Origin of the sequence: Micromonospora sp. RTP1Z1 (assembly GCF_033804685.1) — a bacterium.
Lineage (GTDB): Bacteria > Actinomycetota > Actinomycetes > Mycobacteriales > Micromonosporaceae > Micromonospora.
The window spans coordinates 1-26,400 of sequence record NZ_JAPFQV010000082.1; the positions used below are offsets into that span (position 1 = coordinate 1).

Consider the following 26,400-nt stretch of genomic DNA (forward strand, 5'->3'; position numbering starts at 1 on the left):
GTGCGCCGCCGCCCTTCTCGGCCGTCCGGGCGGCGGCGTGCAGGAACTCGACCGAGCGGGCGGCCACGGTCGGCGCGTCGTGCGAGTGCCGGGGCAGCTCCACCGCCCCCAGGCCGCGGTAGCCGGCGCCGGCGAGGGCACGCAGCACCGGCGGGAAGTCGATCTCGCCGGTGCCGAACTCCAGGTGCTCGTGCACGCCCCGGCGCATGTCGTCGATCTGCACGTTGACCAGGTGGTCCGCGACCGCCGCCACGCACTCCGGCACCGGTACCGGCTCCAGGCAGCGGCAGTGTCCGATGTCGAGGGTGACGCCGAACCCGGGTGGCGCGCCGAGCGCGGCCCGCAGCCGCCGCCAGCCGGCGATCTCCTCGACCAGCATCCCCGGCTCGGGCTCGAAGCCGAGCGGCACGCCGGCCGCCTCCGCCGCGGCGCAGACGGTGGCGCAGCCGGCCACCAGCCGGTCCCACGCGACGGCCGCCGACACCTCCGGCGGACGTACCCCGGCCCAGCACGAGACGGCCTCCGCGCCCAGGTCGGCGCCGATCCGGACGGCCCGGCGGAGGAAGTCGACCCGCCGGGTCGGATCCTCGTGCAGCAGCGTCGGGGCGTGCTTGTGCCACGGGTCGAGCAGGTAGCGGGCCCCGGTCTCCACCACCACCGCCAGGCCGAGCGCGGCCAGCCGGCGGTGCACGGCGGCGACCCGGCGGGCCAGCCCGGGCGCGAACGGGTCCAGGTGGTCGTGGTCCAGGGTGAGCGCCACCCCCTGGTAGCCGAGGTCGGCGATGACCGCCAGCGCGTCGGGCAACCGATGGTTGGCGAAGCCGTTGGTGCCGTAGCCGAACCGCAGCCCGGTCGGGCGAAGCGGAGCGTGGGCCACCCCGACCGCCCCCGACGCCACCGGCCCGGTCATGTCGGCGAGACCAACCGGGCGAGGCGGCGACCGAGCGGGGCGGCGACCGCGACGGCCAAGCCGAGCAGCCGGGCGCCGGCCCGGGCGGTCAGCGCGCCCTGCAGGGCGGGCAGGCCGGTGATGCCGGCGGCGACGGCGGCGCGGACCCGGCCGGGCGACGGGTCCGCCAGCACCTTCGCCTGCGCGGAGCCGTACCGGGTGGCGTAGCCGGCGGCCAGCGCGACCGGGACCGGGTCGGCCCGGCCCAGTGCGCTCGCCGCCACGACGGCGGTGCCGGCGAGGGTGGCCCGGGGCAGCCGCCGGTCCGCGCCGGTGACCTCGCGCCGGGAGAGCGCGGTGACCGTCCAGGTGTGCGCGGCCACGGTCAACGCCGCCGGCAGCGCCCGGGCCAGGCGCGCCCCCGCCGACGGCGACGCCCAACCGCCCGGCGCCGCGGCACCGGAGCGGCGGGCGGCCGGAGCCCGGTCCGGGCCGGCGGAGGTGGCGCCGAGCAGCACGTCCAGGCCCCGACAGGCGGCCATCACGGCGGGGCCGGCGGCGGTGTTCTTCGCCAGCAGGTCGTACCCCCAGATGGTGGTGGCGAGCGGCACCGCGACGGCCGCCGCCCGCCGGCCCCCGGCGGCGGTGGCCAGGGCGAGCCCGGCGGCGGTGAGGCCGGCGGCCAGGCCCAGCGCGGACGGCGGGCTCACCCGGCCGGACGGGATCGGCCGCTCCGGCCGCTCCACCGCGTCCAGGCGGCGGTCGGCCCAGTCGTTGGCCGCCATGCCGGCCCAGTAGAGCAGCACCGACGCCCCGGCCAGCACCGGCGTCCGGCGGTCCAGGGCGCCGGACGCCGCCGCACCCGCCAGCACGTCTCCCGGTACGGAGAGCGCGGCCGGCGCCCGGACCAGCTCGGCGAGGTCAGCGAGGCTGGTCATCGACGCGTCCCCGGTGCAGTCCGACAACGAAGTCGCGCAGCAGGGCCCACTGCTCGGCGAGGGAGTGGGTGGGGGCGTCGAGCGGGTCCTTGAAGAAGAACGCCAGCTCGGCGAGGGGGCCGTGCCGGCCGGCGGCGTGCGCGGCGGCGGTGAGCCGGGCCAGGTCGAGCACCAGCGGGGCGGCCAGCGCCGAGTCGCAGCCGTGCCAGGTGAACTCCATCCGCATCCCGGTGCCCAGGAAGCCGGCGAAGGTGACCAGGTCCCATGCGGTCTTGAAGTCGCCCAACTCCTCGACGTGGTCGATCCGGGTGTCGCCCTGCGGCAGGTAGCCGAGCGTCTCGCCGAGCACCCGCTGCTTGCTGGCCACCTTGGCGGCGTTCGCCGCCGGGTCGGCCAGGTTCGCGCCGTCCCCGCCGCCGAGCAGGTTCACCCCGGACCAGGAGCGGACGGTCAGGTGCCGCATCGCGAACATCGGCGCCAGCACCGACTTGACCAGCGTCTCCCCGGTCTTGCCGTCGTGCCCGGCGTACGGCAGGCGGCGCTCCGCGGCCAGCGCCGCCAGCGCCGGCAGCCGCGCCCCGGTGGACGGCGTGAAGTCGACGTACGGGCAGCCGGCGGTGAACGCCGCGTACGCGTACAGCGAGCTGGCCGGCAGCACCTCGTCGGGGCCGCCCAACGCGGCCCGCAGCGCGGTGGGATCGAGATGCGCCGGGTGCGGGACGGCGGCCGGTTCGGTGGCGGAGACGTTGACCACCACCACCCGGTCCAGTCCGTGCCGGTCCCGGAAGTCGGTCAGGTCCCGCCCGACGGTGGCGGCCCGGTCGGCCTGGGTGCCCCCGGTCGGGGCGGGGCGCAGCGCCTGCTCGACGCCGGCCAGCTCCCCGGCGAGCGCGTCGACGAGCCGGCCGGGCAGCACACCGGCGGCGGCCAGCGCCTCGGCCCGCTTGATCAGCGGGGTCGTCGCCACGTCGTGGCCGCCGAGGACGAGGTCGGTGAAGGCGGGCAGGGCCGGCCCCCGTAGCTCGGGCAGTTCCGTGACGCAGCCGGTCGGGCCGGCGAGCCCGGCCCGCAGGGCGAGCGCCCCCACGATGCTGGTGGTCGCGACCGAGCCACGCGCCCCCACCAGCCAGATACCCGTACGCATCGCGCTCCTTCCCGTGGCACCTGCGTGCCGCGATCTCGCTGGTCGTCGGGGGCGGGTGGTACGCGTCCGCCGGTGCGGCCGGGGAATCCCGGTCCGGCCGCACCGGACGGCCGTGTTGCTCGTGCCGTACCGGAGGAGTTCCGGTGGCACGCCCTCCGGGGCCGGCCTCGTCCCCGCCGCGGGGCGCAACCGCGGCCGGTCCCTCGCCGGTCGGCTCCGGAAAGCCGGTCGGGCGGCGCCGGCGGGTGGGCCGGCGCCGCGACGGGTCAGGCGGCCAGCTCGGCCACCACCGCCGGTTCCACCTCCGTCCAGGAGGAGTTCAGCTCCGCCGAACGGGTCACCGCGTCCAGCACGAGCTGGACCTGCAACGCGTCGGCGAAGGACGGGGCCGGGTCGGCGCCGGTGGCGACCGCCTCGACGAAGTCCCGCATCTGGTGGGTGAAGGAGTGCTCGTAGCCGATGATGTGGCCGGGAGGCCACCACGCCGACATGTACGGGTGCTCGCCCTCGGTCACCAGGATCCGGGTGAAGCCCTGCTCGGCGGCGGGGCGGGTGGCGTCGTAGAACTCCAGCTCGTTGAGGCGTTCCAGGTCGAACACGACGGTGCCGAGCGAGCCGTTGATCTCCACCCGGAGCGCGTTCTTGCGGCCGGTGGCGAACCGGGTCGCCTCGTACGTGGCCAGCGCGCCGCCGTCGAGCCGGGCGACGAAGACCGCCGCGTCGTCGACGGTGACCGTGCCGGTGGCCCGGCCGTCGCCGTCCGCGTGGGCGGCGAGGCCGCTCGACCCGGTCGGCAACGGCCGCTCCTTGACGAAGGTCTCGGTCAGCGCGCTGACCCCGCTGATCCGCTGCCCGGTGACGTACTGGGTGAGGTCGATGATGTGGGCGCCGATGTCGCCGAGCGCACCGGAGCCCGCCCTGTCCCTCTGCAACCGCCAGACCAGCGGGAACTGCGGGTCCACGATCCAGTCCTGCAGGTACGCCGCCCGGACGTGCCGGATCACGCCGAGCCGTCCGCCGGCGACCAACTGCCGCATCATGGTGACCGCCGGCACCCGGCGGTAGTTGAACCCGCACATGGCACGTACCCCGTCCGCCCGCGCGGCGGCGGCGGCCATCAGCCGGGCCTCCTCGACGGTGTTGGCCAGCGGCTTCTCGCAGAGCACGTGCTTGCCGGCGGCCAGCGCGGCGATCGCGATCTCGCAGTGGCTGTCACCCGGCGTGCAGATGTCGACCACGTCGATCTCGTCGGACTCGACCAGCCGCCGCCAGTCCGTGGTGTGCCCCTCCCAGCCGAACCGGTCGGCGGCGGCGGCCACCTTCCCGGCGTCCCGGCCGCAGATGAGCGACATCCGGACCCGCATCGGCAGGTCGTACACCCGGTTCACGGTGCGCCACGCCTGGGAGTGCGCCGCCCCCATGAACGCGTAGCCGACCATGCCGACCCGCAGGTGCCTGTCGTGAGTGGACAAGGTGGGTCTCCCCCCGTGTGTCAGAACCCGAGCTTCAGGTAGGTGCTCGCGTTCTCCTTGGTGATCGTCTCCGAGGCGAGCACGATCTCCTTCGGAACCTGGAGTTCCACCAGGTCGGACATGCCCTTCCCCTGCCCGATCAGACGGGCCAGGGAGATGGCCGAGGAGGCCATCGAGGGGCTGTAGGTGACGGTGGCCTTGAGCACCGTGTTGTCGGCCTGGATGTCCTCCATCGCCTTCTTCGAGCCGGCGCCGCCGACCATGAAGAACTCCTTGCGGTTGGCCTGGTTGACCGCGGCGAGCACACCGATGCCCTGGTCGTCGTCGTGGTTCCAGAGCGCGTCGAGCTTCGGCAGCGCCTGGAAGAGGCCGGTGGCCGCCTGCTGGCCCGAGTCGGCGGTGAACTCGGCCGGGCGACGGTTGGCCACCTTCAACCCGTTCGCGGCGAGGGTGTCGGCGAAGCCCTTGGAGCGTTCCTGGGTCAGCTCCAGCGAGTCGATGCCGGGGATCTCCCCGATCACCGGGTTGCTGATCCCCTTTCCCTTGAGCTGCGCGACGATGTAGGTGGCGGCGGCCACCCCCATGCCGTAGTTGTCGCCCTTGATCTGCAGGCGGTAGGCCTTCGGGTCGGGGAAGGCCCGGTCCAGGTTGACCACCGGGATGCCGGCCTTCATCGCCTCCAGGCCGAAGGCGTTGAGCTCCTTGCCGTCGTGCGGCAGAAGCACGATCACGTCCGGCTTCTGGGAGATCAGGGTGGAGAGTGCCGCGCGCTGGGCCGCCGCGTCCGCGCCGGCCTCCACGCTCTTGAACTCCACGTCGGAGTACGCCCCGGCCTGCGCCTTGGCGTTGTTGGTGATGGCGGCGATCCAGCCGTGGTCGGCGGCGGGGGCGGAGAAGCCGATGGTCACCTTCTTGCCCGGGTCGGCGTTGCCGCCGGCCGCGGCGGCCTTCGTCTGGGCGGCGGTCGGCGCCGCCTCGTTGCTGGTGCAGCCGGCGAGCACGACGCCGGCGGAGAGCGCGGCACCGCCGAACAGCAGCCGGCGGCGCGACAGGTCGCGACTGTGCTGGGTCATGACGACCTCCATGAATGAGGTGGTGGGAGGAAATTGGGCGAGCTGGTCCCGGCCACCGTCGCTGTCGAGGTGGCCGCCGGTGTGGCGGTGGGTCAGGTGGTGGTGGCCCGGTTGCGGCCGAGGAACTGGGTGAGGCTGCGGAACTGGACCTGCTGGACCAGGACGGCGGCGACGATGATGCCGCCCTTGACCATGTTCTGGGCCTCGGTGGAGAGACCGTTGATGGCGAAGAGGTTGGTGATCGTCGAGAAGATGATCACGCCGAGCAGGGAACCGATGATCGTCCCCCGCCCGCCGCTGAGCAGCGTCCCGCCGATGATGGCAGCGGCGATCGCGTCCAGCTCGTAGAGGTTTGCCATCGCCGCCTGGGCCGAGTTGGCCTGGGCGGTGAGCATGATGGCGGCGATGCCGCAGCACAGTCCGGAGAGCGCGTAGAGCAGCAGGGTGTGCCGCCGGACGTTGATGCCGGCCAGTCGGGCCGCCTCCGGGTTGCCGCCGACGGCGACCGTGCGGCGGCCGAAGGTGGTGCGGTTGAGCAGCACCCAGCCGGCCGCGACCACCGCGGCGAGGATGTAGACCAGCAGCGGGATGCCGAGCAGCTTGTTGCTGGCGATGCCGTTGATGAACGGGTTGTTCGACACCTGGGTCTGCTTGTCGGAAATCTGCGCGGCCAGCCCCCGGGCGGCCACCAGCATGGCCAGCGTGGCGATGAAGGGCACCAGCCGGCCGTACGAGATGAGCACGCCGTTGACCAGGCCGACCGCCAGCCCGACGGTGAGCGCCGTGAAGATCATGCCGCCGGCGCCGTAGCTCTGGGTGGCCACCGTGGTGGCCCAGACCCCGGCCAGCGCGACGATCGCGCCGACCGAGAGGTCGATGCCACCACCGATGATCACGAAGGTCATCCCGACGGTGACCACGCCGACCACCGAGGCCAGCTTGAGAATGATGAGGATGTTGTCCCAGACCCAGTTCGAGTCACCGTAGAGATCAGGGCGGGTGAGGATGCCGATCACGATCAGCACCGCCAGCACCCCGATCAGACCGAGGTTACGGCGGGCGCCCTCGCCGCCGTCACCCCGCCACCAGGAGAGCCGGCGCGGGGCGTCGGCCTTCGCCACCGCCGCCGTCTCGGCCGGGTCGACCGGCGGTGACTGCGCAGGCAGGCCCGACGGCCGCTCCGGCGTCGCGGTGGGAGTCATCTCGCTCATGCCATCACCTCGCTTCGCTCGCTGCGCTCGGTCATGCTGGCGCACCTTCCATGAGGGACCCCGCCATGACGAGGTCGAGCACGCTGTTCTCGTCGAGTTCGCCGGCCGGGGCCTCGCGGACCACCCGGCCCTCGCGCATGACCAGGACCCGGTCGGCGAGCCCCAGCACCTCGGGCACCTCGCTGGAGACCAGCAGGACGCCGACGCCCTGGGCCGCCAGCGCGCGAATGACCTGGTACAGCTCGGCCCGAGCGCCGACGTCCACGCCCCGGGTCGGCTCGTCGAGCAGCAGCAGCCGGGTGTCGCCGAGCAGCCACCGCCCGACCACCACCTTCTGCTGGTTGCCCCCGGAGAGGGTGCGGACCGGCCGCCGGACGTCGCGGGGACGCAGCTCCAGGGAGTCGGCGATCCGGTCCGCCTCGGCCCGCTCCCGCCCGGCGTCGGTGAAGCCGAGGCGGGCGTACCGGGCGAAGGTCGCCAGGGTGACGTTGCGGTAGATCGGCTCGCCGAGCAGCAGCGCCTGGCTCTTGCGCTCCTCGGGGGCCATGCCCATGCCGGCCCGCACCGCCGCGCCGACGCTGCCCGGCCGCAGCGTACGGCCGCCCATCCGGACCGTGCCGGCCTGCGCGCGGCGGGCGCCGTAGATGGTTTCCAGCAGCTCGGACCGGCCCGAGCCGACCAGTCCGGCGATGCCGACGATCTCGCCGGCCCGCACGGCCAGCGAGACGTCGGCGAACTCGCCGGCCCGGGTCAGCCCCTCGACCCGCAGCAGCTCGGTGCCGGCGGGGTCGGCGGCCGGGCGGTCCGGAAAGACGTACTCGATGCTCCGGCCCGTCATCCGGGCGACCAGGTCGCGGGTCGGGGTGTCGCGCGCCGGCAGGTTCGCCGCGGTGGTCCAGCCGTCCTTGAGTACGGTCACCCGGTCGCCGATCTCGCGGATCTCCTCCAACCGGTGCGAGATGTAGACGACCGCGATGCCCTGCGCGGTCAGCTCCCGGATGATCCGGAACAGGTTGCCCACCTCGTCGTGGGCCAGCACCGCGCTCGGCTCGTCCATTATGATCAGTCGGGCCTCGTGGGAGAGCGCCCGCGCCATGCTGACGATCTGCTTGCCGGCGGCGGGCAGCGCCCGGACCATCCGCCCCGGCGGGATCTCCGGGTGGCCGAGCCGGCCGAGGATCTCCCGGGTCCGGCGGGCCATCCGCCCACGCCGGACGAAGCCGAACCGGCGCGGCTCGTGGCCGAGGAAGGCGTTCTCCGCCACCGAGAGGTCCTCGACCAGGTCGAGTTCCTGGTAGATGGTGGCGATCCCGGCCCGCATCGCGGCCTGCGGGTTGGCGAAGTTCGCCGGCTCCCCGCGCCACTGGACCTCGCCGGAGTCCGGCCGGTGCACCCCGGAGAGCACCTTGATCAGGGTGGACTTGCCGGCGCCGTTCTGCCCGAGCAGGCAGTGCACCTCGCCGGCGCGCACCTCCAGTTGCACCCCATCCAGCGCGCGTACGCCGGGGAAGGTCTTGACCACGTCGGTGAGGCGCAGGACCACCTCGCCCACGACGGTGTCGGCGGGGGCCTCGACCAGCGGCGCCTTCGTCACGGGGACCTCCGCGTCGTCGGCGCCGACGGGGTCGGCTCCCGGGACGACGGGGTCGGCGTCGCGGGCGGTCATGACGCCTCCCTGGTTCGCGACTGCGGGGCTCGCAGACCCGGCTCACTCCTCGCGCTCACGACGCCTCCCTGGTTCGCGACTGCGGGGCTCGCAGACCCGGCTCACTCCTCGCGCTCACGACGCCTCCCCGAAGGCCAGGTCGCTGGCGAGCACGGCCGCCCCCGCGACCCCGGCCCGTGGGCCGAGCTCGGAGAGGACGACGGGCAGGTTGCCGGTGGCCAGCGGCAGCGACCGGCGGTAGACCACGCTGCGGATCTCGGCGAGCAGGATGTGCCCGAGCTGGGCGAGCCCGCCGCCGATCACGATCATCGACGGGTTGGTGAAACTCACCAGCCCGGCCAGCACGCTGCCGACCCGCCGGCCACCGTCGCGGATGAGCTGGATGCAGGTGACGTCCCCCTCGGCGGCGCCCTGCGCGACGTCGAGCGCGGTCAGCGCACCCCGGGCGGTCAGCCGCTCAGCGAGCGCCGGGGAGATGCCGGCCCGGGCCGCCGCGGTCGCCTCCTTGGCCAGCGCGGCACCGCTGAACAGCGCCTCCAGGCAGCCGAAGTTGCCGCAGGAGCACATCGGACCGTTTGCGTCGACCTGGATGTGGCCGATGTCCCCGGCGCAGCCGTCGGTGCCCCGGTACACCTCGCCGCTGAGGTAGATGCCGCAGCCGATCCCGGTGCCGATCTTGATGAAGAGGAAGTCGTCCACCGAGTGGGCGACCCCACCGTGCCGCTCGCCGATCGCCATGATGTTGACGTCGTTGTCGACCACCGCCGGGCACCCGTGCTCCCGGGTGAGCAGCTCACGGACCGGGAAGCGGTCCCAGCCCGGCATGATCGGCGGCGAGACGGGCACGCCGTCGCGGAAGCTCACCGGCCCCGGCACGCCGATGCCGACCGAGTCGAGCCGCTCGTACGCGCCGTCCACCTTGGCCTTGTGCAGTAGCTCGTTGACCCGCTGGAGGGTCACCTTCGGGCCGGAGCGGATGTCGGCCGGCTCGGTGTAGGCGACCACCGGTTCGAGGCGGCCGTTGACCACCTCGACGTCGATCGAGCTGGCGCCCAGGTCGACCGCGGCGAAGCGCAGGTGCGGGCTGAGCTCGACCAGTGTGGAGCGCCGCCCGCCGCGGGACGCGGCCAGCCCCGCCTCGGCGACGTAGCCGAGGCCGACCAGCCGTTCCAGCTCGGTGAGGAGGCGGGGGCGCGGCATCTGCAACCGGTCGCCGAGCTCCGCCCGGGACACCGCCCCCTCGTCCCGGAGCAACCGCAACAGCCGTACGTGCAGGGGGTCCATCGTCCGCACCGGGACTCACCTCCGCATCGGAGTCGTTCACATCGACGCAACGGCGATGTGTCGTGTCCGACACAGTAGGAGCCTTCCGGGCCGCGTGTCCATAGCTTCGACGCGATCTAAACCAAACTTTTGTCCATATGAGCAAAAGCACGTAATGGATCACGGAAAGCGGCCCCTTGCCCAGCCCCGGGACGGACGCGGACCGCCCCGCCGCAAGGGGCGCGGCGGGGCGGTCGACGGGGGGTGGCGGTCAGTGACCGGAGGCGGCGTTGCGCTTCTTCTTCAGCTTGCGGTCGTCGCGCAGCTCGACGTACGGCTCCTCCTCAACCGGGTGCCCGGCCTCGATGGCGCGTCCGCGCTCCAACTCGGCGTCGAACTCCGCGCCGAACAGGATCGCGATGTTGCTCAACCAGAGCCAGACCAGGAAGATGATCACGCCGGCCACCGCCCCGTAGGTCTTGTTGTACGAGGCGAAGTTGCTGACATAGAAGGCGAAGAGGCCGGAGATCAGCAGCCAGATCACCACGGCGAGCAGGCCACCCGGACTGAACCAGCGGAAACCGCCGTGCCGGGCGTTCGGCGAGGCCCAGTAGAGGATCGCGAACATCAGGCTGACCAGGATGAGCAGCACCGGCCACTTGACGATGTTCCACACCGTCACGGCCGTCGAGCCCAGCCCGATCGCGCTGCCGACCTGCTCGGCGAGGCCACCGGTGAAGACCACGATCACCGCGGCGGCCAGCAGCAGCACGCCGACCAGCGCGGTCACCCCGAGCCGGATCGGCAGCGTCTTCCAGATCGGCCGCCCCTCGGGCACGTCGTAGATGCTGTTGGAGGCGCGCATGAAGGCGGCGACGTAACCGGAGGCCGACCAGAAGGCGGCGAGCACACCGATGATCGCGGCGATGCTGGCCAGGCCGCCGGAGGTGCCCGCCTGCTCGATCGCGGTCTGGATGATCGTGCGGATGTTGGCCTCGGGGACCACCTGGTTCACGGTGTCCTTGACCCCCTCGGTGGCGCCCTTGCCGAGCAGGCCGAGCACCGAGATGAGCACCAGCACGCCGGGGAAGATCGAGAGCACCCCGTAGTAGGTGAGGGCCGCCGCCCAGTCGGTCAGGCTGTCGTCCTGGAACTCCTTGACCGTGCGCTTCAGCGCGGCCTTCCAGCCGGCGCCCGGCAGGACGGTCGGGCTGTCCGGACCGTCGTCCGGGCCGACCGGCCCGGAACGACGCGGCCGGTCGCTCGACCGGCCCAGGTCGGCCCGGTCCCGGGCGCGCTCCACGCCGTTGCGGGCCGCGGAGACCGCGCTGGATGCATTGCGGTCGCGCCCGCTGCGGGCGGAAGACTCGTCGGAGGCCATCGCCCCTCCCTCATGGTCGGCATGGTCGGCATCGTCAGCAACGACATGCCCCACCGGAACGGCCGGTAACCCCCTACTTGTAGAGCAGCCTGCCCATCCGCCGGGACGCCACGAGAAGCCCGACCCCGGTCAGCACCAGCAGGTACGCCACGTCGAGCAGCCACGACCAGCCGGCCGAGCCGACGGAGATGCCCCGGATCAGGTGCACCGACCGGTAGAGCGGGGTCAGCTCGACCACCCAGCGCAGCACGGCCGGATACGCCTCGGCCGGGACGAAGGTGCCGGAGAAGAGGAAGAGGGTGAACTGGGCGGAGCCCATCAGGTCGAAATCCTGCCAGCTGCGCATGAACGTGGCGACGGCCATGCCGAGCGCGCCGAAGGCGAAGCCGACCAGCACCGCGGCCGGGAAGGCGGTGACCGCCGCGCCGGCGCCGGTCAGGCCCATCGCCACCATGACCCCCAGGAAGGCCGCCGAGTACAGCGACCCCCGGATCATCGCCCAGCCCAGCTCACCGAGGGCGATCTCGAACGGCTGCACCGGGGTCGCGATGATCCCGTCGTACAGCTTCATGAACTTCATCTTCCCGAAGAAGTTGAAGGTGGTCTCCGCCAGCGCGCCGGTCATCGCCGACGAGGCCAGCATCGCCGGCGCGACGAACCCGGCGTACGAGACGACCCGGCCGCCGGGGAGGGTGAGGTCGCCGACCAGCGCCCCCACCCCGATGCCGATGGAGAAGAGGTAGAGCACCGGCTCCAGGAAGCCGGAGATGACCACCAGCCAGTACGCGCTCCTCAGCGACGTGAGGTTGCGCTCCACCACCGAGGCCGAGCGGCGGGGCGCACCTTCGAAGCTGACCAGCCGGGGCAGGACGAGACCAACCATGACATCCCTCCCCTAGACGACGAGCTCGCGGCGGAACGCGCGCCGGGCCAGCAGCCAGCCGGCGAGCGCCCAGGCGGCGAGGTAGAGCAGATGACCGGGGACCGACCACTGCGGAGCCACCCCGAGCGTGGCCGCCCGGCAGAGGTCCACCGCGTGCCAGAGCGGCGTCACGTACGCCAGCTGGCGCAGCCCCGACGGCAGCGACTCGACCGGGAAGAACACCCCGGCGAAGAGCGTCATCGGGATCACCGCGAAGCGGAACAGCAGCGCCAGGTAGCTGTCGCTCGGCGCCCAGGCGCTGAACGCGAAGGTCGGCGCGGCGACCGCCAGGCTGAGCAGCAGCACCACCGGCAGCACGGCCACCGCCCACGGCGAGCGCAGCGCCCCGAACAGGGCGGTCACCAGCAGGAACGCGGCCGCGCTGGTGAACGCCCGGAACAGCACGAAGGCGAGGTGGCCGGCGAGGATGTCACCCACCCGCAGTGGCGCCGCGACCTGGGCGAAGTAGGTCTTGATCCAGCGGAAGTTGCTCAGCACCGGCCAGGTCGACTCGCCGATCGCCACCTGCAGTGCGGTGGAGGCGATCAGGCCCGGAACCAGCCAGTCGAGGTAGGGCACGCCGCCCACCCCCTGGTCGACGTACGCGCCGACACCGAAGCCGAAGCCGACCACGGTGAGCACCGGCAGCAGGAAGGACGAGAAGACCCCCGCCCGCCAGGTGCGCCGGTAACCCACCAGGTGGTGCGCGAGCACCGCCAGCGCCGGCACCCGCGGCAACGCCGGCCGGACCCGCTCCGCCACGCTCACGTCGACCACCCCCGCTCTCCGTCCACCACGGCCTTCCTACCCCCCGGGTACGACAGGCCGCCGGCCACCCTACGGCGACCAGCCGGCGATGTCGCAAGGTTTTCCGGCCGGCCCGGACCCGGGTCAGGGACTCCGGGGCGGAGCGGCGACGAAGGAGCGCCCGGCGACGGGGTGGACCAGCAGCGCCGGCTGGGCCACGCCCCGCCGGTGACGGGCGAACCGGTGCCCCTAGTCGACCAGCGTCCGGCCGGTGAGGTGCAGGAAGACGTCCTCCAGGCTGCTGCGCCGGACCAGGACGCTGGCCGGGACGAGGCCGAGCGCGGTGACCTCGGCGACCGCCGCGTCGCCGTCAGCGACGTAGAGCAGGATCCGGTCGGGCAGCACCTCGACCCGCTCCCCCAGCCCGTCGAGCTTGCCGGCGAACGCCTCCTGCGAGTCGGCGGCGAAGCGCAGCTCCACCACCTCCCGGGTCGAGTACTCCTCGATCAGGGCCCGGGGCGAGCCCTCGGCGACGATCCGACCGCCGTCCATCACCACGAGGCGGTCGCAGAGCTGCTCGGCCTCGTCCATGTAGTGGGTGGTGAGCACCAGGGTGACGCCCTGCTGCTTGAGCCGGAACAGCCGCTCCCAGACCAGGTGCCTGGCCTGCGGGTCGAGCCCGGTGGTGGGCTCGTCGAGCAGGACGATCTCCGGGTTGTTGACCAGCGCGCGGGCGATGGTCAGCCGGCGCTTCATGCCGCCGGAGAGCGGCTCGACCTTGCTGTCGGCGCGCTCGGCGAGCTGGACGAAGTCGAGCAGCTCGGCCGCGCGCTCGCGGGCCACCCGGCGGGGGATGCCGAAGTAGCGGGCGTAGGTGGTGAGGTTCTCCCGGACGGTCAGCTCCGGGTCGAGGTTGTCGAGCTGGGGGCAGACGCCCAGCCGGGCCCGGATCGCCGGGCCGTCCCGGACCGGGTCCATGCCGAGGATGCGCAGCTCGCCGCCGCTCGGCGGGGAGATGCAACCGACCATGCGCATGGTGGAGGACTTGCCGGCGCCGTTCGGCCCGAGGAAGCCGAACGCCTCGCCGGGTCGCACCTCGACGTCGATGCCGTCGACGGCGGTGAAGTCGCCGAACCGCTTCACCAGCCCCCGAGCCTGGATGAGTGGTTGAGCAGTGGTCACCGGCCGACCCTAGCGGCCGGGTCCGACACCATCGACCGGTTAATCCAACTACTCGATCCGGCTACGACAGACGGCGCACGGACGACTACGTAGGGTGGTCTCAGTGGCTGAGCCTCAGACGTCGGCCGGGGCGGTCGAGGCGCGGGCGGCGGCGACCAGCCGGTCGGTCTCAGCGGCCACCGCCTCGTCGTCGGCCGGCGTGCCCGGGTCGTAGCGGACCGTCCAGGTCAGCCCGTCCACGCCGGCCACCCGCCGGGCGGCGATCCGGCCGGCACCGCCGGGCACCTCGTGGTGCACGGTGTACGCCACCGAACGGGTGACCCGGGCCCGCACCTGGTGCGGCAGGTCCCCGGGATCGACCAGCAGGTACGTCTCGGCCGGGCAGTCGGCCACCACCAGGTAGCCGTCCCGCTCGGCGATCCGCTCGGCCGGGGTGACGGTCAGCTCGCGCCCCGACCAGACCGCCTTGAGGATGTCGTGCCAGCCCAGCCGGTGCCCCCGGCCGGGCAGCCAGAGCCCGAGGTTGCTGGCCACCACCACGCCGTCGCCCTCGCCGTTGCCGGCGGCGGCCCAGGCGAGCACCCGCTCGTCGGGCGCGAGCGGCGGCCGGTCGGCAGGGGGCAGCTTCGGTTTCCGGTTGAACAGTCCCATCACAGTCCTCCGGCGGCCTGCTCGCGCAGCGCCCGCGCGTGCTGCTCCAGCGAGAGCAGTTCCCCGAAGAGCGCGAAGTACTCGTCCTTGTTGCTCACCGGGTTGATCCGCTGGACCCTCGACTTGAGGTCCTTGATCCGGCTGGTCACCGAGCCCCACTGCAACCGGGCCACGGTCACCGAGACGTACCGCGGGTCCGGCTCGCCGTCGATGCGCAGCGGCTCGACGGCCAACTCGCCGACGAGCGCCCGGGCGGCGAGGTCGTCGCAGGCGTCACGGACCTGCTCGATCCAGACCGCGCCGCCGGTGGCCGCGGCCGCGCCGCCGGCCGCCGCGATCGCCGCCCGCACCGCCGCGTGGACAGGGTGGCGGTACTCGGCGGACTCGACCGCGTCGAACATGGGGCCGGCCAGCACCGGCTCCTGGAGGGCGAGCTTCAGCGCCTCCCGCTCGACCATCGACTGCGGGCTGTCCGCGGCCGGGGCGGGACGGGCCGGGGCGGAGCGCTGGCCGGTCGGCTGGCCGTTGCCGGCGGTCTGCACCGCCCGCTGCACCGGCTCGATCTCCATGCCGAGGTCGCCGGCGAGCTTGCGGACGTACTCCGGGCGCTTCTCCCGGTCCTTGATCTTGGCGACCAGCGGGGCGGCGCGGCGCATCGCCTCCACCCGGCCGTCGACGGTGTCCAGGTCGTACCGGTTGATCACGTGGCGCAGCGCGAAGTCGACCAGCGGCTCGCGGCGGGCGACCAGGTCGCGGACCGCCAGGTCGCCCTTGGCCAGCCGCAGCTCGCAGGGATCCATGTTGTCGGGGCTGACCGCGATGAAGGTACGCCCGACGAAGCGCTGGTCGTCCTCGAACGCGCGCAGCGCGGCCTTCTGGCCGGCGGCGTCGCCGTCGAAGGTGAAGATGATCTCGCCGGCCACCGCGTCGGTGTCCATCAGCAGGCGGCGCAGCACGCCGATGTGGTCGGTGCCGAAGGCGGTGCCGCACGTCGCCACCGCGGTGCTGACGCCGGCCAGGTGGCAGGCCATCACGTCGGTGTAGCCCTCGACGACGACCACCTTGCCCTGCTTGGCGATCTCCCGCTTGGCCTGGTCGATGCCGTAGAGGACGTGCGACTTCTTGTAGAGCGGCGTCTCGGGGGTGTTGAGGTATTTCGGGCCGTCGTCGTCGTCGAAGAGCTTGCGGGCGCCGAACCCGATGACGTCGCCGGTCAGGTCACGGATCGGCCAGAGCAGCCGGCGGCGGAACCGGTCGATCAGGGAGCCCGATCGGGCCGGACGGGACAGCCCGGCGGTGACCAGCTCGTCGTGGGTGAAGCCCTGCTGGCGCAGGTGCCTGGTGAGCAGGTCCCAGCCCTCCGGGGCGAAGCCGCAGCCGTACCGCTCGGCGGCGGCCCGGTCGAAGCCACGCTGGGCGAGGAACTCCCGGGCCGGGCGGGCGCCGGCCGTGCTGAGCTGGGCCCGGTAGAACTCCACGGCGGCGGCGTGCGCGGCCACCAGCCGCTGCCGCTGCCCCTGCTGGGGGCGGGCCCGGGGGGTGGCATTGTCGTTCTCGACGTACCGCAGCTGAATGCCGACGCGGGCCGCGAGCCGCTCGACGGACTCGACGAAGCTGAGGTGCTCGGCGTCCATCAGGAACTTGATCGCGTCCCCGCCGGCCCCGCAGCCGAAGCAGTACCAGACGTTGCGAACGGGCGAGACGTTGAACGACGGGCTCTTCTCGTCGTGGAAGGGGCACAACCCCTTGAGGTTGCCGCCGCCGGCCGACTTCAGCGTGACCGTGTCGGAGATGACCTCGCCGATCGAGGTGCGCTCGCGGACCAGCGCGATGTCCTCGTCCCGGATCCGCCCCGCCATCTCCGCCACCCCCTCGGCGTACATCCTGCCCTGCCGGACCGACTATCCGGCGGTCGGGGCAAGGCCGTGTGGCGCACGCCGCCGCGCCCCGGTCAGCGGGGGCGGCGGTGCAGCCAGCGGGTGACCGGCGGCGGATCCTCCTCCTCGTACGACCGGGCGACGCGCACCGCCGCGGCCAGCCCGGCTCGGCGCACCCGGGCCCGCGGTTGCACCGCCGGGTCGGCGGCCATCTCCCGGAACAGGGCGACCGCCAGGCCGAGCATCACCACCACGAAGGGCAGCGCGACCAGGATGGTGGCCTGCTGCAGCGCGGCCAGGCCGCCGGCGAGCAGCAGCGCCGCGGCGACCGCCCCGATCAGTACGCCCCAGAGCACCACCACGCCCCGGTGCGGCCGCAGCGCGCCCCGGGAACTCAGCGAGCCGAGCACCAGCGCGGCCGAGTCCGCGCCGGTGATGAAGAAGAGGGCCACCAGCACCGCCGCCACCACCGAGGTGGCCGTCGCCAACGGCAGCGCGTGCAGGAGCCCGAACAGCGCGTTCTCGGCGCTCGCCCCGACATCGGCGACCAGGTCCCGGGTGCCGGTCCGCTGCACCCGCAGGGCGGTGCCGCCCATGATCGCGAACCAGACGATGCTCGCCCCGCTCGGTACCAGCAGCACCCCGATGACGAACTCCCGGACCGTCCGCCCCCGGGAGATCCGGGCGATGAAGATGCCCACGAACGGCGCCCAGGAGATCCACCACGCCCAGTAGAAGATCGTCCACGAGCCCAGCCAGGCCGGATCGCTGAACGCCCCGGTCCGGGTCGACATGACCACCAGGTGACTGAGGTAGTCGCCGACCGAGGCGGGCAGCACCTCCAGCGTGTAGATCGTCGGCCCGGCCACGAAGACGAACACCATCAGCCCGACCGCCAGCACCACGTTGGTGGTCGACAGCCACTTGATCCCCTTGTGCAGCCCGGTGAACGCGGAGACCACGAAGGCGGCGGTGAGCGACGCGATCACCACCAGCTCGACCCCGGTACTGTCCGGCACCCCGGTCGCCGAAGCCAGACCGGCGGCGACCTGGAGCGCCCCGAGCCCGAGGCTGGTCGCCGAGCCGAACACGGTGGCGAAGACCGCGAGCAGGTCGATGGCCCGCCCGATCGGCCCGTACGCCCGGGCGCCGAGCAGCGGCTCGAAGGCGGCCGAGATCCGGCTGCCGCGCCCCTTGCGGAACGTCGAGTACGCCAGCGCCAGCGCGGCGATCGCGTAGATCCCCCACGGGTGCAGCGTCCAGTGGAAGAGGGTGTACTGCATGGCCACCGCGGCGGCCTGGCCGGACTGCGGCGCGACGCCGGCGGCCGGTGGCGGGGCGGCGTAGTGCTGGATCGGCTCGGCCACGGCGTAGAAGATCAGGCCGATACCCATGCCGGTGCTGAACATCATGGACACCCAGGCCGTGGTGGTGAACTCCGGCTCGTCGTCGTCGGCGCCGAGCCGGATCCGGCCGAACCGGGACGCCCCGAGCACCACGGAGAGGACCAGGAAGGCGTCCGCGGCCACCACGAAGAACCAGCCGAACGTGCTGATCACCCAGGCCAGCCCGGCCTTGCCGAACCCGGCGAGGGATCCGCCCCCGAACACGCCCCAACCGACCACGGCCAGCACGCCGCCGACGCCCAGGCACAGCACGACCCGGTCGGTACGCCCGACACCGGCCGTGCTCTCCCCCACCTGCTGCGCCATGGCCCAATCCTGATCGGGCAACGGTCCGGCGGGGCCGATACCGCGCATCTCCACCCTTGCGGATCTTGGCAGCCACGGTGGCCCCCCGGTCGGCGTCCAGCGGCACGCCGTCCGGCGCCTGGCCAGCCTGGAGGGAGCCCGGAGGGTCAGGCGGGAAGGGTGGCGGTCTCCTCGGCCTCGACCTGGGCGTTCCAGGCCGCCTTCGTGGAGCGCCAGCCCTCGTCGTCCATGCCGCGCCGCCAGTAACCGGAGATGGAGAGGGCGCCGCGGGGCAGCCCGCGCTCGACCCGCAGCAACCGCCGCAGCTCCTTGACGAAGGTGGCCTCGCCGTGGACGAAGGCGTGCACCGCGCCGGGCGGAAAGTCCAGCCCGCGGACCGCCTCGACCAGCGCCTCGCCGACCGGGCGACCGGCCCGGTGCAGCCAGGTCAGCTCCACCGCGCCGGGGCTGGCCAGCGACAGCTCGTCGGCCCGGCCATCGACCTCGACGAAGACCGTCGCGGGCGCGCCGACCGGCAGCCGCTCCAGCGCGGCGGCGATCGCCGGCAGGGCGCTCTCGTCACCGACCAGCAGGTGCCAGTCGGCGGCCGGGTCCGGGGCGTACCCGCCGCCGGGGCCGGTGAAGCACACCTCGTCGCCGGGCCGCAGGGCGGCGGCCCACGGGCCGGCCAGCCCCTCGTCGCCGTGGTGCACCACGTCGACGGTCAGCTCGCCGGCGACCGCGTCCCAGGCCCGGACCGTGTACGCCCGCAGCCGCGGCCACTGCTCGCGGGGCAAGTCCCGCTTGAGCGCGGCCAGGTCCACCGGGTGCGGGTAGCTGACCCCGGCCGGCGGGAAGACGAACTTGATGTAGTGGTCGGTGTACGCGCCCACCGGCAGGCCGGTCAGCTCCGCGCCGCCCAGCACCAGCCGGATCAGGTGCGGGGTGGGCCGCTCGGTCCGCAGGACCTGGGCGACGGTGACCTTCTTCGGGCGCTCACTCATATCGCTTAGGCTAGCCTGAGTCGCGCCGGTCCCCCACCGGCCGGTCAGACGCCCGCTCAGCCGAGCCCGGGCCGGGCGCCCACCAGGCGGCCATGCCAGGCCAGCGCCGCCGGGTCGGTGAGCGAGGCGACCTGGTCGATCACCACCCGCAGCCGGGCGGTGTCGTCCGGGGCGTCCCGCCACAGCGGCGCGAAGACCGGGTCGAGCACGTCCGGCGCGCGGTCGACCAGGGTGGCGACCAGCTCGGCGAGGATCTCCCGCTGGCTGGCGTACCGGGGGCCGGCGCCCGGGCGGCGCATCACGTACCGGAGCGCGATGCCCTTGAGCAGCGCGCACTGCGCCCGGATGCGGCGGGGCACCACCAGGTCGGCGGCGTACCGGCGGTGCGGGCCGGAGCCGTCGCGCTCCTGGGTGGCGGCCACCACGGTCGAGACGAACCGGCCGGTGAGCACGCTGGTGGTCGCCTTCAGCGCCGCCTGGGCCCGGTGGCTGCCGTCGTACCCGGCGAGCGGGGCGAGCGCCGGGTCGGCCGCCAGCTCGACCAGCACCTCACCGAGGTCGCCCGGGGACTCCCCCGAGTACGCGGTCGCCACGTCGGCGCAGAGCGCCCGCCGCTCGTCGGCGTCCTCCAGCAGCGGACGCAGGCTGACGTACCCGCCGTGGATGCCGTCCTCCACGTCGTGCACCGAGTACGCGACGTCGTCGGCCCAGTCCATCACCTGCGCCTCCAGGCAGCGCCGACCGCCGGGCGGGGCGCCGGCGCGCAGCCAGTCGAAGACCGGGCGGTCGTCGGCGTACACGCCGAACTTGCGCTGCCCGGGGCGGCGCGGCCACGGGTACTTGCTGACCGCGTCGAGCGCCGCCCGGGTCAGGTTGAGCCCGACGGAGCGACCGTCCGGGGCGAGCACCTTGGCTTCCAGCCGGGTGAGCACCCGCAGCGTCTGCGCGTTGCCCTCGAAACCGCCGCAGTCGGCGGCGAGCGCGTCCAGCGCGTCCTCGCCGTTGTGCCCGAACGGCGGGTGGCCGAGGTCGTGCGCCAGCCCGGCGGTGTCGACCACGTCCGGGTCGCAGCCCAGCCGCGCCCCCATCTCGCGGGCGATCTGCGCCACCTCGAGCGAGTGGGTCAGCCGGGTACGCAGGAAGTCGTCGGTGCCCGCCGTGTGCACCTGGGTCTTCGCCGCGAGCCGGCGGAACGCCGCCGAGTGCAGCACCCGCGCCCGGTCCCGCTCGTACGGCGAGCGCCCGTACCCGGTGTCCTTGGGCGCCTCGTCGACCAGGCGCGCCGCGTCGACCAGGCGCGCCGCGTCGTCCGACCGGCCGCTCAACCGCTACCCCCGCTGCCGCAGCACGCAGAACTCGTTGCCCTCCGGGTCGGCCAGCACCGTCCACTCCACGTCGCCCTGGCCGACGTCCACGTGCCGGGCGCCCATGTCGACCAACCGCTCGACCTCGGCCTCCTGGTCGGCCGGGCGCAGGTCGAGGTGCAGCCGGTTCTTGGTGACCTTGCCGTCGGTCACCGGGACGAAGACGATGCCGGGGACCTGGTCCGGCGCCCGGCGGATCTCCACCTCGTCCGGTTTGTCGGTGATCACCTGGTAGCCGAGCGCCTCCGCCCACCAGTGGGCCAGCCGGGACGGGTCACGGGCGTCAACGGTCAGGCTCTCCCAGAGGCTGGTCATGCGGCCGCCCTTCCCAGTTGATCGAACAGTGCGCCCAGGTTACGCCCGGCCGCGTCGGCCGGCGTGCCGGGCCGGGTCGAAAACGGCCACGGGGCCGCCGGTGCGAAGACCGACGACCCCGTGTCCGACGCGGATCAGCGGGAGTCGGAACCGTCGGTCTCCACCGCCGCGCGGCCGGCCTCGAGGCGGGCCACCGGCACCCGGAACGGGGAGCAGGAGACGTAGTCCAGGCCCACCTCGTGGAAGAAGTGCACCGAGTCCGGGTCGCCGCCGTGCTCGCCGCAGACGCCGAGCTTCAACCCGGGCCGGGCCGCCCGGCCCTCCTCGGCGGCGATCCGGACCAGCCGGCCGACGCCCTCCCGGTCGATCGACTCGAACGGCGAGATGCCGAAGATGCCCAGCTCCAGGTAGCGCCAGAAGAACGCCCCCTCGACGTCGTCGCGGGAGAATCCCCAGCCCATCTGGGTCAGGTCGTTGGTGCCGAAGGAGAAGAACTCCGCCGCCTCGGCGATCTGCCCGGCGGTCAGCGCCGCCCGGGGCACCTCGATCATGGTGCCGATCAGCACCTCGACGCCGCTGTCCCCGACCACCTCGGCAATGATCTTCTCGGCCTCGGCGCGGACCGTCTCCAGTTCCTGCACCGCGCCGACCAGCGGGACCATGATCTCCGGCTTGGCCGCCGCGCCGTCGCGGGTGACCGCGACGGCGGCCTCCGCGATCGCGCGGACCTGCATGGCGAAGAGGCCGGGGATGACCAGGCCTAGCCGTACGCCGCGCAGGCCGAGCATCGGGTTCTCCTCGTGCATCCGCCGGACGGCGGCGAGCAGCGCCTCCTCCTTGGCGACGTCCTCGCCGCGCTCCTGGGCGACCGCGACGTTCACCGCGAGCTGCTCCAGCGGGGGCAGGAACTCGTGCAGCGGCGGGTCGATCAGCCGCACGGTGACCGGCAGCCCGTCCATCTCGCGGAAGATCTCCACGAAGTCGTCCCGCTGCAACGGCAGCAGGGCGGCGAGTGCGCCCTCCCGCTCGTCGTCGGTGCGGGCCAGGATCAGCCGCTCGACCAGCTCGCGCCGGTCGCCGAGGAACATGTGCTCGGTGCGGCACAGGCCGATGCCCTCGGCGCCGAACCGCCGCGCCCGCGCGGCGTCCGCGCCGGTGTCGGCGTTCGTCCGGACCGCCAGCCGCCGCTTGCCGTCGGCGTGCGTCATGATCCGGTGTACGGCCCGGACCAGCGCGTTGTCGACGTGCTCCGGCTCGATGCTGCCCTCGAAGTACTGCACCACCTCGGACGGCATGACCGGCACCTCGCCGAGGTAGACCTTGCCGGTGGTGCCGTCGATGGAGACCACGTCGCCCTCGACGACGGTCTGCCCGCCGACGGTGAACTTCTTCGCCGGTACGTTGACCTCCAGCTCGTCGGCGCCGGAGACGCAGGTCTTGCCCATGCCCCGGGCCACCACGGCGGCGTGGCTGGTCTTGCCGCCCCGCGAGGTGAGGATGCCCTTGGCGGCGATCATGCCGTTCAGGTCGTCGGGGTTGGTCTCCCGGCGGACCAGGATCACCGCCTCCCCCTCGGCGGCCAGCTCGACCGCGCGGGCGGAGGTGAAGACCACCTTGCCCGACGCGGCGCCCGGGGAGGCGCCGATGCCCTTGGCGACCGGCTGGAACTCATGGTCGAGCTTGAACCGGGGGAACATCAGCTGGGCGAGCTGCGCGCCGTTGACCCGGTGCAACGCCTCGTCCAGGTCGATCAGGCCCTCGTCGACGAGCTGCCCGGCGATGACGAAGGCCGCCGCGGCAGTGCGCTTGCCGACCCGAGTCTGGAGCATCCAGAGCTTGCCGCGCTCGATGGTGAACTCGATGTCGCAGAGGTCCTTGTAGTGCTCCTCAAGCCGGGCCATGTACCCAAGCAGCTCGTCGTAGGACTTCTTGTCGAGCTGCTCCAGCTCCTGCAGCGGCACGGTGTTGCGGATGCCGGCGACCACGTCCTCGCCCTGGGCGTTGGCCAGGTAGTCCCCGTAGATGCCCTGGGCGCCGCTGCCCGGGTCCCGGGTGAAGGCGACGCCGGTGCCGGAGTCGGAGCCGAGGTTGCCGAAGACCATGGCCACCACGTTGACCGCGGTGCCCAGCTCGGCCGGAATCCGCTCCTGGCGGCGGTAGACCACCGCGCGCTCGGCGTTCCACGACTCGAACACCGCGCGGATGGCCAGGTCGAGCTGCTCCCGCGGCTCCTGCGGGAACTCCCGCCCGGTGTGCTTGACGAAGATCTTCTTGTACGCGTCGACCAGCCCGCGCAGGTCGTCCGCGTCGAGGTCCAGGTCGTTCGTCGTACCCCTGGCGCGCTTGGCGTCGTCGAGCGCGTGCTCGAACTCCTCGCCCGGCACCTCGCAGACGGTCTTGCCGAACATCTGGATGAGGCGGCGGTACGAGTCCCAGGCGAACCGGCCTGCGCCGCCGGAGGCGGCCTGGTCGGCCGAGCCACCCGCCTGCCTGCTGAGCCCGATCACGCTGCGGTCGTTGAGGCCGACGTTGAGGACGGTCTCCATCATGCCGGGCATGGAGAACTTGGCGCCCGAGCGGACCGATACCAGCAGCGGGTCGTCCGGGTCGCCGAGCCGGCGGCCCATCCCGCGCTCCAGGGATTCCAGGTGTGCCTCGATCTGGGCGGCCAGCCCGTCCGGCTCGGTGCCGGTGGCCAGGTATTCCTTGCAGGCCTCGGTGGTGATGGTGAAGCCGGGCGGAACCGGCAGGCCGAGGTTGGTCATCTCGGCGAGGTTGGCGCCCTTGCCGCCGAGCAGGTCCTTGAGTTCCTTGTTGCCCTCGGCGAAGTCGTAGACGTACTTGTGATCGACCGAATCTTGCGCTGCCACCGGAAGCCTCCTACGCGCGCCGGAAATGACACTTAACGAAGGTTCAGTTGCTTCATACCCCGGGGCCGACCGCCGGTAATCCCGGCGTCATCAGCGATCGGTGGGCGAAGGTTAAGCGAACATCGAGGGGCCTGGGACCGTTCGGTGACAATAGGCACAGCCATCACGACTATCCGCGTTCGTGGCGGTTTCTGGGAACGCTTCCATGCGCACGATCACGCAACTGCGACTCCTCTCGTACCCTTGATGGCACTGGTTTTGCTGAACCTGACTTTTGCCATATCCCTCGCGAATACACCCCCGGAGCCGCCGCCGTGCCGCCCACCCCTTCCGCCACCCCCGCCACCGGTCCCGATCCGCTCGGCCCGGACGCGCCCGGCTCGGACGAGCTCAGCATGCGGCCGGCCGGCCCGGCGGCGGCGCTCGCGGCCGGTTCGGCCAGCCTCCCGGCGCACGAACCGGCGGCGGCAGACCTCGCCCGGGCCGCCGCGCGGACGGCCAGCGGCCTGCTCGCCCCGGCGGGCCCGATCCGGCTGCACGACGTGATCCCGGCCCCCGAGCGGGTGGCGCCGGACCCGACAGCCGACTTCGTGCTCCCCGAGGACGCGGCGATCAGGGTCAGCCCCGACCCGGCCGCCCGGGACGTCGCCGAGCAGCTCGCCGAACTGCTCCGGCCCGCGACCGGCTACCCGGTGCCGGTCGCTGAGGCGGTCGCCGGGACCGACGGCCACCTGGTGCTCACCCTGTCCGGCCCGGCGGCGGGAAGCTCCGTCCCGGCTGAGCGGCTGGGGGACGAGGGCTACCGGCTCGACGTGACCTCCGAGGGCGTGCGGATCGTCGCCGCCACCGCGGCCGGCCTGTTCCACGGCGTGCAGACGCTGCGCCAGCTCTTCCCGGCGGCGATCGAGCGCCCGACCCCGGTGGCCGGGCGCTGGGTGGTACCCGGCGGTCTGATCGTCGACCGGCCCCGGTTCCCCTACCGGGGCGCGATGCTCGACGTGGCGCGGCACTTCTTCGGCGTCGCCGACGTGCTGCGAGTGATCGACCACCTGGCCCGGTACAAGCTCAACCACCTGCACCTGCACCTCACCGACGACCAGGGCTGGCGGATCGCCGTCGACTCCTGGCCCCGGCTCGCCACCGCTGGCGGCACCACCGAGGTGGGTGGCGGCGCCGGCGGCTGGTACACCGCCGCCGACTACCGCCGCATCGTCCGGTACGCCGCCCGCCGGCACGTCACCGTGGTCCCGGAGATCGACCTGCCGGGACACACCAACGCGGCGCTGCTCGCGTACCCGGAGCTGGCGCCGGACAAGGTCGCGCCGCCGCCGTACACCGGGACCGAGGTCGGCTTCAGCTACGTCGACCCGGCCGACGAGCGGACGTACGACTTCGTGGCCGACGTGCTGGGCGAGGTGGCCGCGCTCACCCCCGGGCCGTGGCTGCACATCGGGGGCGACGAGGCGTTCAAGGTGAAGGGCGAGGCGTACACCGGCTTCGTCGAGCGGGCGCAGCGGATCGTCGCCGCCACCGGGAAGGCCGTGGTCGGCTGGCACCAGATCGCCCCGGCCGCGCACCTCGACGGGCGGGTGCTCCAGTGGTGGGGCACCGACGGCGACGACCCGGTGGTCGCCGAGGCGGTACGCCGGGGCGCCCGGCTGATCCTCTCCCCCGGCAACCACGTCTACCTCGACATGAAGTACGCCCCGGACACCCCCATCGGGCACGACTGGGCCGGCCTGATCGACGTGCGGCGGTCCTACGACTGGGATCCGGGGGCACACCTCGCCGACGTGCCGGCGGAGGCGGTGCTCGGCGTCGAGGCGCCGCTCTGGACCGAGTCGGTCACCTCGCTGACGGAGATCGAGTTCATGTTGCTGCCCCGGCTGCCCGCCATCGCCGAGCTGGCCTGGTCACCTCGGGCGACCCACGACTGGGCCGGGTTCCGTGACCGGCTGGCCGGCCACGGCCCGCGCTGGCACCTGGCCGGGATCGCGTTCCACCGGTCCCCGGAGGTCCCCTGGCCCGCCGAGCCGGCAGAGCGGGCGGTGCCGCGACAGCCGACCGCCGAGGAGACGGACCGGAGCTCCGGCCCGGACCGCGCCGGGACGCCCGGATCCCCGCCCGTCACCGACGGAGCGTGACCGCCCGCGGCTGAAGAGATCGCCGTACGCACCGTGACCGGTCGTTTGGAGACGCCGGCACCGTCGCCGCCGCCCGGCCCGTCGTAGACCTCTGATCAGGTCTCCCGCATGAGACCGCGCGGACCCCGATGGTGCTGCTCCCGCGCTTTGCTCTGCTTCAACGGACGCAACAGTTACCGACCGTGCCTGTTGCCTATGAGGAAGCAGAGCAAAGGGCGCAAGCGGATGATCGGCGGCCCGACTGAGGGTGACCGTCCGTAACCGGAGGGGCGATACTCAATCCGGGCGACGGTCCGAACCTCGGGGCGGATGTCTCGGGGAAAGTGTGGCCTCGGCGCGCCGGGAGGCGACACCTTCCCGGAAAGTGCGCGGATGTTGACACCGGGCGGTTCGGGGTGTGTCGTGCCGGGTGTCCGGATCGGGATGCGCCCCGGCGGGCAGGGTGTCAGGTCTGTGACGCGCCGTCCCGTGGGTGGGGCCACCCCGGGGGTGGAATGCCAGCCGGGGTCGGGTCGTTGAACATGGCATACCACCGAGGAACCCGTGCCCGGTGCCCCGCCCGCCCCCACCCCAGAAACCCCCCGGTCGCGCCCCCC

General features: G+C 73.2%; 19 protein-coding genes and 1 pseudogene. 1 reads left to right on the plus strand and 19 read right to left on the minus strand.

Annotated features, from left to right (window positions below):
• The 19 genes from SLP03_RS28365 to ppdK all read right to left on the minus strand — a co-directional run.
• Positions 1-910: sugar phosphate isomerase/epimerase family protein (locus tag SLP03_RS28365; protein ID WP_319463709.1), on the minus strand; the 910-nt coding region annotated here is incomplete at its 3' end.
• A complete protein-coding gene (locus SLP03_RS28370) occupies positions 907-1,827 on the minus strand; it encodes an SCO3242 family prenyltransferase (protein ID WP_319463710.1) in 921 nt (306 codons plus the stop codon). The genes SLP03_RS28370 and SLP03_RS28365, both read right to left, overlap by 4 nt.
• The gene (locus tag SLP03_RS28375; RefSeq protein ID WP_319463711.1) at positions 1,811-2,971 is read right to left on the minus strand and encodes an inositol-3-phosphate synthase; all 1,161 of its coding nucleotides are present in this window, start codon (positions 2,969-2,971) and stop codon (positions 1,811-1,813) included. Before SLP03_RS28375 ends, SLP03_RS28370 begins: the two co-directional genes overlap by 17 nt.
• A gap of 266 nt (positions 2,972-3,237) precedes the next feature.
• Positions 3,238-4,443 (minus strand): Gfo/Idh/MocA family oxidoreductase, encoded by a 1,206-nt coding sequence (locus SLP03_RS28380; RefSeq protein ID WP_319463712.1) that lies wholly within the window; start codon positions 4,441-4,443, stop codon positions 3,238-3,240.
• A gap of 20 nt (positions 4,444-4,463) precedes the next feature.
• A complete protein-coding gene (locus tag SLP03_RS28385) occupies positions 4,464-5,516 on the minus strand; it encodes a substrate-binding domain-containing protein (protein ID WP_319463713.1) in 1,053 nt (350 codons plus the stop codon).
• Positions 5,517-5,608: 92 nt separating this feature from the next.
• Positions 5,609-6,727 (minus strand): ABC transporter permease, encoded by a 1,119-nt coding sequence (locus SLP03_RS28390; RefSeq protein WP_319463714.1) that lies wholly within the window; start codon positions 6,725-6,727, stop codon positions 5,609-5,611.
• Positions 6,728-6,758: 31 nt separating this feature from the next.
• A complete protein-coding gene (locus tag SLP03_RS28395; protein WP_319463725.1) occupies positions 6,759-8,270 on the minus strand; it encodes a sugar ABC transporter ATP-binding protein in 1,512 nt (503 codons plus the stop codon).
• Positions 8,271-8,507: 237 nt separating this feature from the next.
• A complete protein-coding gene (locus tag SLP03_RS28400; RefSeq protein WP_319463715.1) occupies positions 8,508-9,686 on the minus strand; it encodes an ROK family protein in 1,179 nt (392 codons plus the stop codon).
• Between the two features lie 241 nt (positions 9,687-9,927).
• Positions 9,928-11,037: a YihY/virulence factor BrkB family protein gene (locus SLP03_RS28405; protein ID WP_319463716.1), complete on the minus strand. Its 1,110-nt coding sequence runs from the start codon at positions 11,035-11,037 to the stop codon at positions 9,928-9,930.
• A gap of 73 nt (positions 11,038-11,110) precedes the next feature.
• On the minus strand, positions 11,111-11,920 hold the full coding sequence (locus SLP03_RS28410; protein WP_319463717.1) for an ABC transporter permease: 810 nt from the start codon (positions 11,918-11,920) through the stop codon (positions 11,111-11,113).
• Between the two features lie 12 nt (positions 11,921-11,932).
• Positions 11,933-12,727 carry an ABC transporter permease gene (locus tag SLP03_RS28415; protein WP_319463726.1) on the minus strand — a complete coding sequence of 265 codons (795 nt, stop codon included), beginning with the start codon at positions 12,725-12,727 and terminating at the stop codon, positions 11,933-11,935.
• 228 nt (positions 12,728-12,955) lie between these two features.
• Positions 12,956-13,888 carry an ABC transporter ATP-binding protein gene (locus SLP03_RS28420; RefSeq protein ID WP_319463718.1) on the minus strand — a complete coding sequence of 311 codons (933 nt, stop codon included), beginning with the start codon at positions 13,886-13,888 and terminating at the stop codon, positions 12,956-12,958.
• A gap of 114 nt (positions 13,889-14,002) precedes the next feature.
• A complete protein-coding gene (locus SLP03_RS28425; protein ID WP_319463719.1) occupies positions 14,003-14,539 on the minus strand; it encodes a hypothetical protein in 537 nt (178 codons plus the stop codon).
• Positions 14,539-16,422: a DNA primase gene (dnaG, locus tag SLP03_RS28430; protein WP_319463720.1), complete on the minus strand. Its 1,884-nt coding sequence runs from the start codon at positions 16,420-16,422 to the stop codon at positions 14,539-14,541. Before dnaG ends, SLP03_RS28425 begins: the two co-directional genes overlap by 1 nt.
• A 68-nt stretch (positions 16,423-16,490) precedes the next feature.
• A complete protein-coding gene (locus SLP03_RS28435) occupies positions 16,491-18,128 on the minus strand; it encodes a BCCT family transporter (RefSeq protein WP_319463721.1) in 1,638 nt (545 codons plus the stop codon).
• A gap of 146 nt (positions 18,129-18,274) precedes the next feature.
• Complete coding sequence (locus SLP03_RS28440; RefSeq protein WP_319463722.1) at positions 18,275-19,111, minus strand: siderophore-interacting protein; 837 nt, start codon at positions 19,109-19,111, stop codon at positions 18,275-18,277.
• Positions 19,112-19,167: 56 nt separating this feature from the next.
• Positions 19,168-20,406, minus strand: a complete 1,239-nt coding sequence (locus SLP03_RS28445; protein ID WP_319463727.1) for a deoxyguanosinetriphosphate triphosphohydrolase — start codon at positions 20,404-20,406, stop codon at positions 19,168-19,170.
• A gap of 33 nt (positions 20,407-20,439) precedes the next feature.
• On the minus strand, positions 20,440-20,790 hold the full coding sequence (locus SLP03_RS28450) for a VOC family protein (protein ID WP_319463723.1): 351 nt from the start codon (positions 20,788-20,790) through the stop codon (positions 20,440-20,442).
• Between the two features lie 134 nt (positions 20,791-20,924).
• On the minus strand, positions 20,925-23,660 hold the full coding sequence (gene ppdK / locus SLP03_RS28455; protein WP_319463724.1) for a pyruvate, phosphate dikinase: 2,736 nt from the start codon (positions 23,658-23,660) through the stop codon (positions 20,925-20,927).
• 464 nt (positions 23,661-24,124) lie between these two features.
• Here ppdK and SLP03_RS28460 point away from each other — a divergent pair.
• Positions 24,125-25,804, plus strand: a pseudogene (locus tag SLP03_RS28460) (beta-N-acetylhexosaminidase); the annotation flags it as partial.
• Between the last annotated feature and the right edge of the window lie 596 nt (positions 25,805-26,400).

Bases quoted from the DNA above. Each gene is read 5' to 3' on its own strand.
- SLP03_RS28375 (WP_319463711.1), bottom strand. From the start codon at position 2,971: ATGCGTACGGGTATCTGGCTGGTGGGGGCGCGTGGCTCGGTCGCGACC.
- SLP03_RS28410 (WP_319463717.1), bottom strand. From the start codon at position 11,920: ATGGTTGGTCTCGTCCTGCCCCGGCTGGTCAGCTTCGAAGGTGCGCCC.
- SLP03_RS28390 (WP_319463714.1), bottom strand. From the start codon at position 6,727: ATGAGCGAGATGACTCCCACCGCGACGCCGGAGCGGCCGTCGGGCCTG.
- SLP03_RS28425 (WP_319463719.1), bottom strand. From the start codon at position 14,539: ATGGGACTGTTCAACCGGAAACCGAAGCTGCCCCCTGCCGACCGGCCG.
- SLP03_RS28440 (WP_319463722.1), bottom strand. From the start codon at position 19,111: ATGAGTGAGCGCCCGAAGAAGGTCACCGTCGCCCAGGTCCTGCGGACC.
- SLP03_RS28385 (WP_319463713.1), bottom strand. From the start codon at position 5,516: ATGACCCAGCACAGTCGCGACCTGTCGCGCCGCCGGCTGCTGTTCGGC.
- SLP03_RS28450 (WP_319463723.1), bottom strand. From the start codon at position 20,790: ATGACCAGCCTCTGGGAGAGCCTGACCGTTGACGCCCGTGACCCGTCC.
- SLP03_RS28370 (WP_319463710.1), bottom strand. From the start codon at position 1,827: ATGACCAGCCTCGCTGACCTCGCCGAGCTGGTCCGGGCGCCGGCCGCG.
- SLP03_RS28435 (WP_319463721.1), bottom strand. From the start codon at position 18,128: ATGGCGCAGCAGGTGGGGGAGAGCACGGCCGGTGTCGGGCGTACCGAC.
- dnaG (WP_319463720.1), bottom strand. From the start codon at position 16,422: ATGTACGCCGAGGGGGTGGCGGAGATGGCGGGGCGGATCCGGGACGAG.
- SLP03_RS28405 (WP_319463716.1), bottom strand. From the start codon at position 11,037: ATGGCCTCCGACGAGTCTTCCGCCCGCAGCGGGCGCGACCGCAATGCA.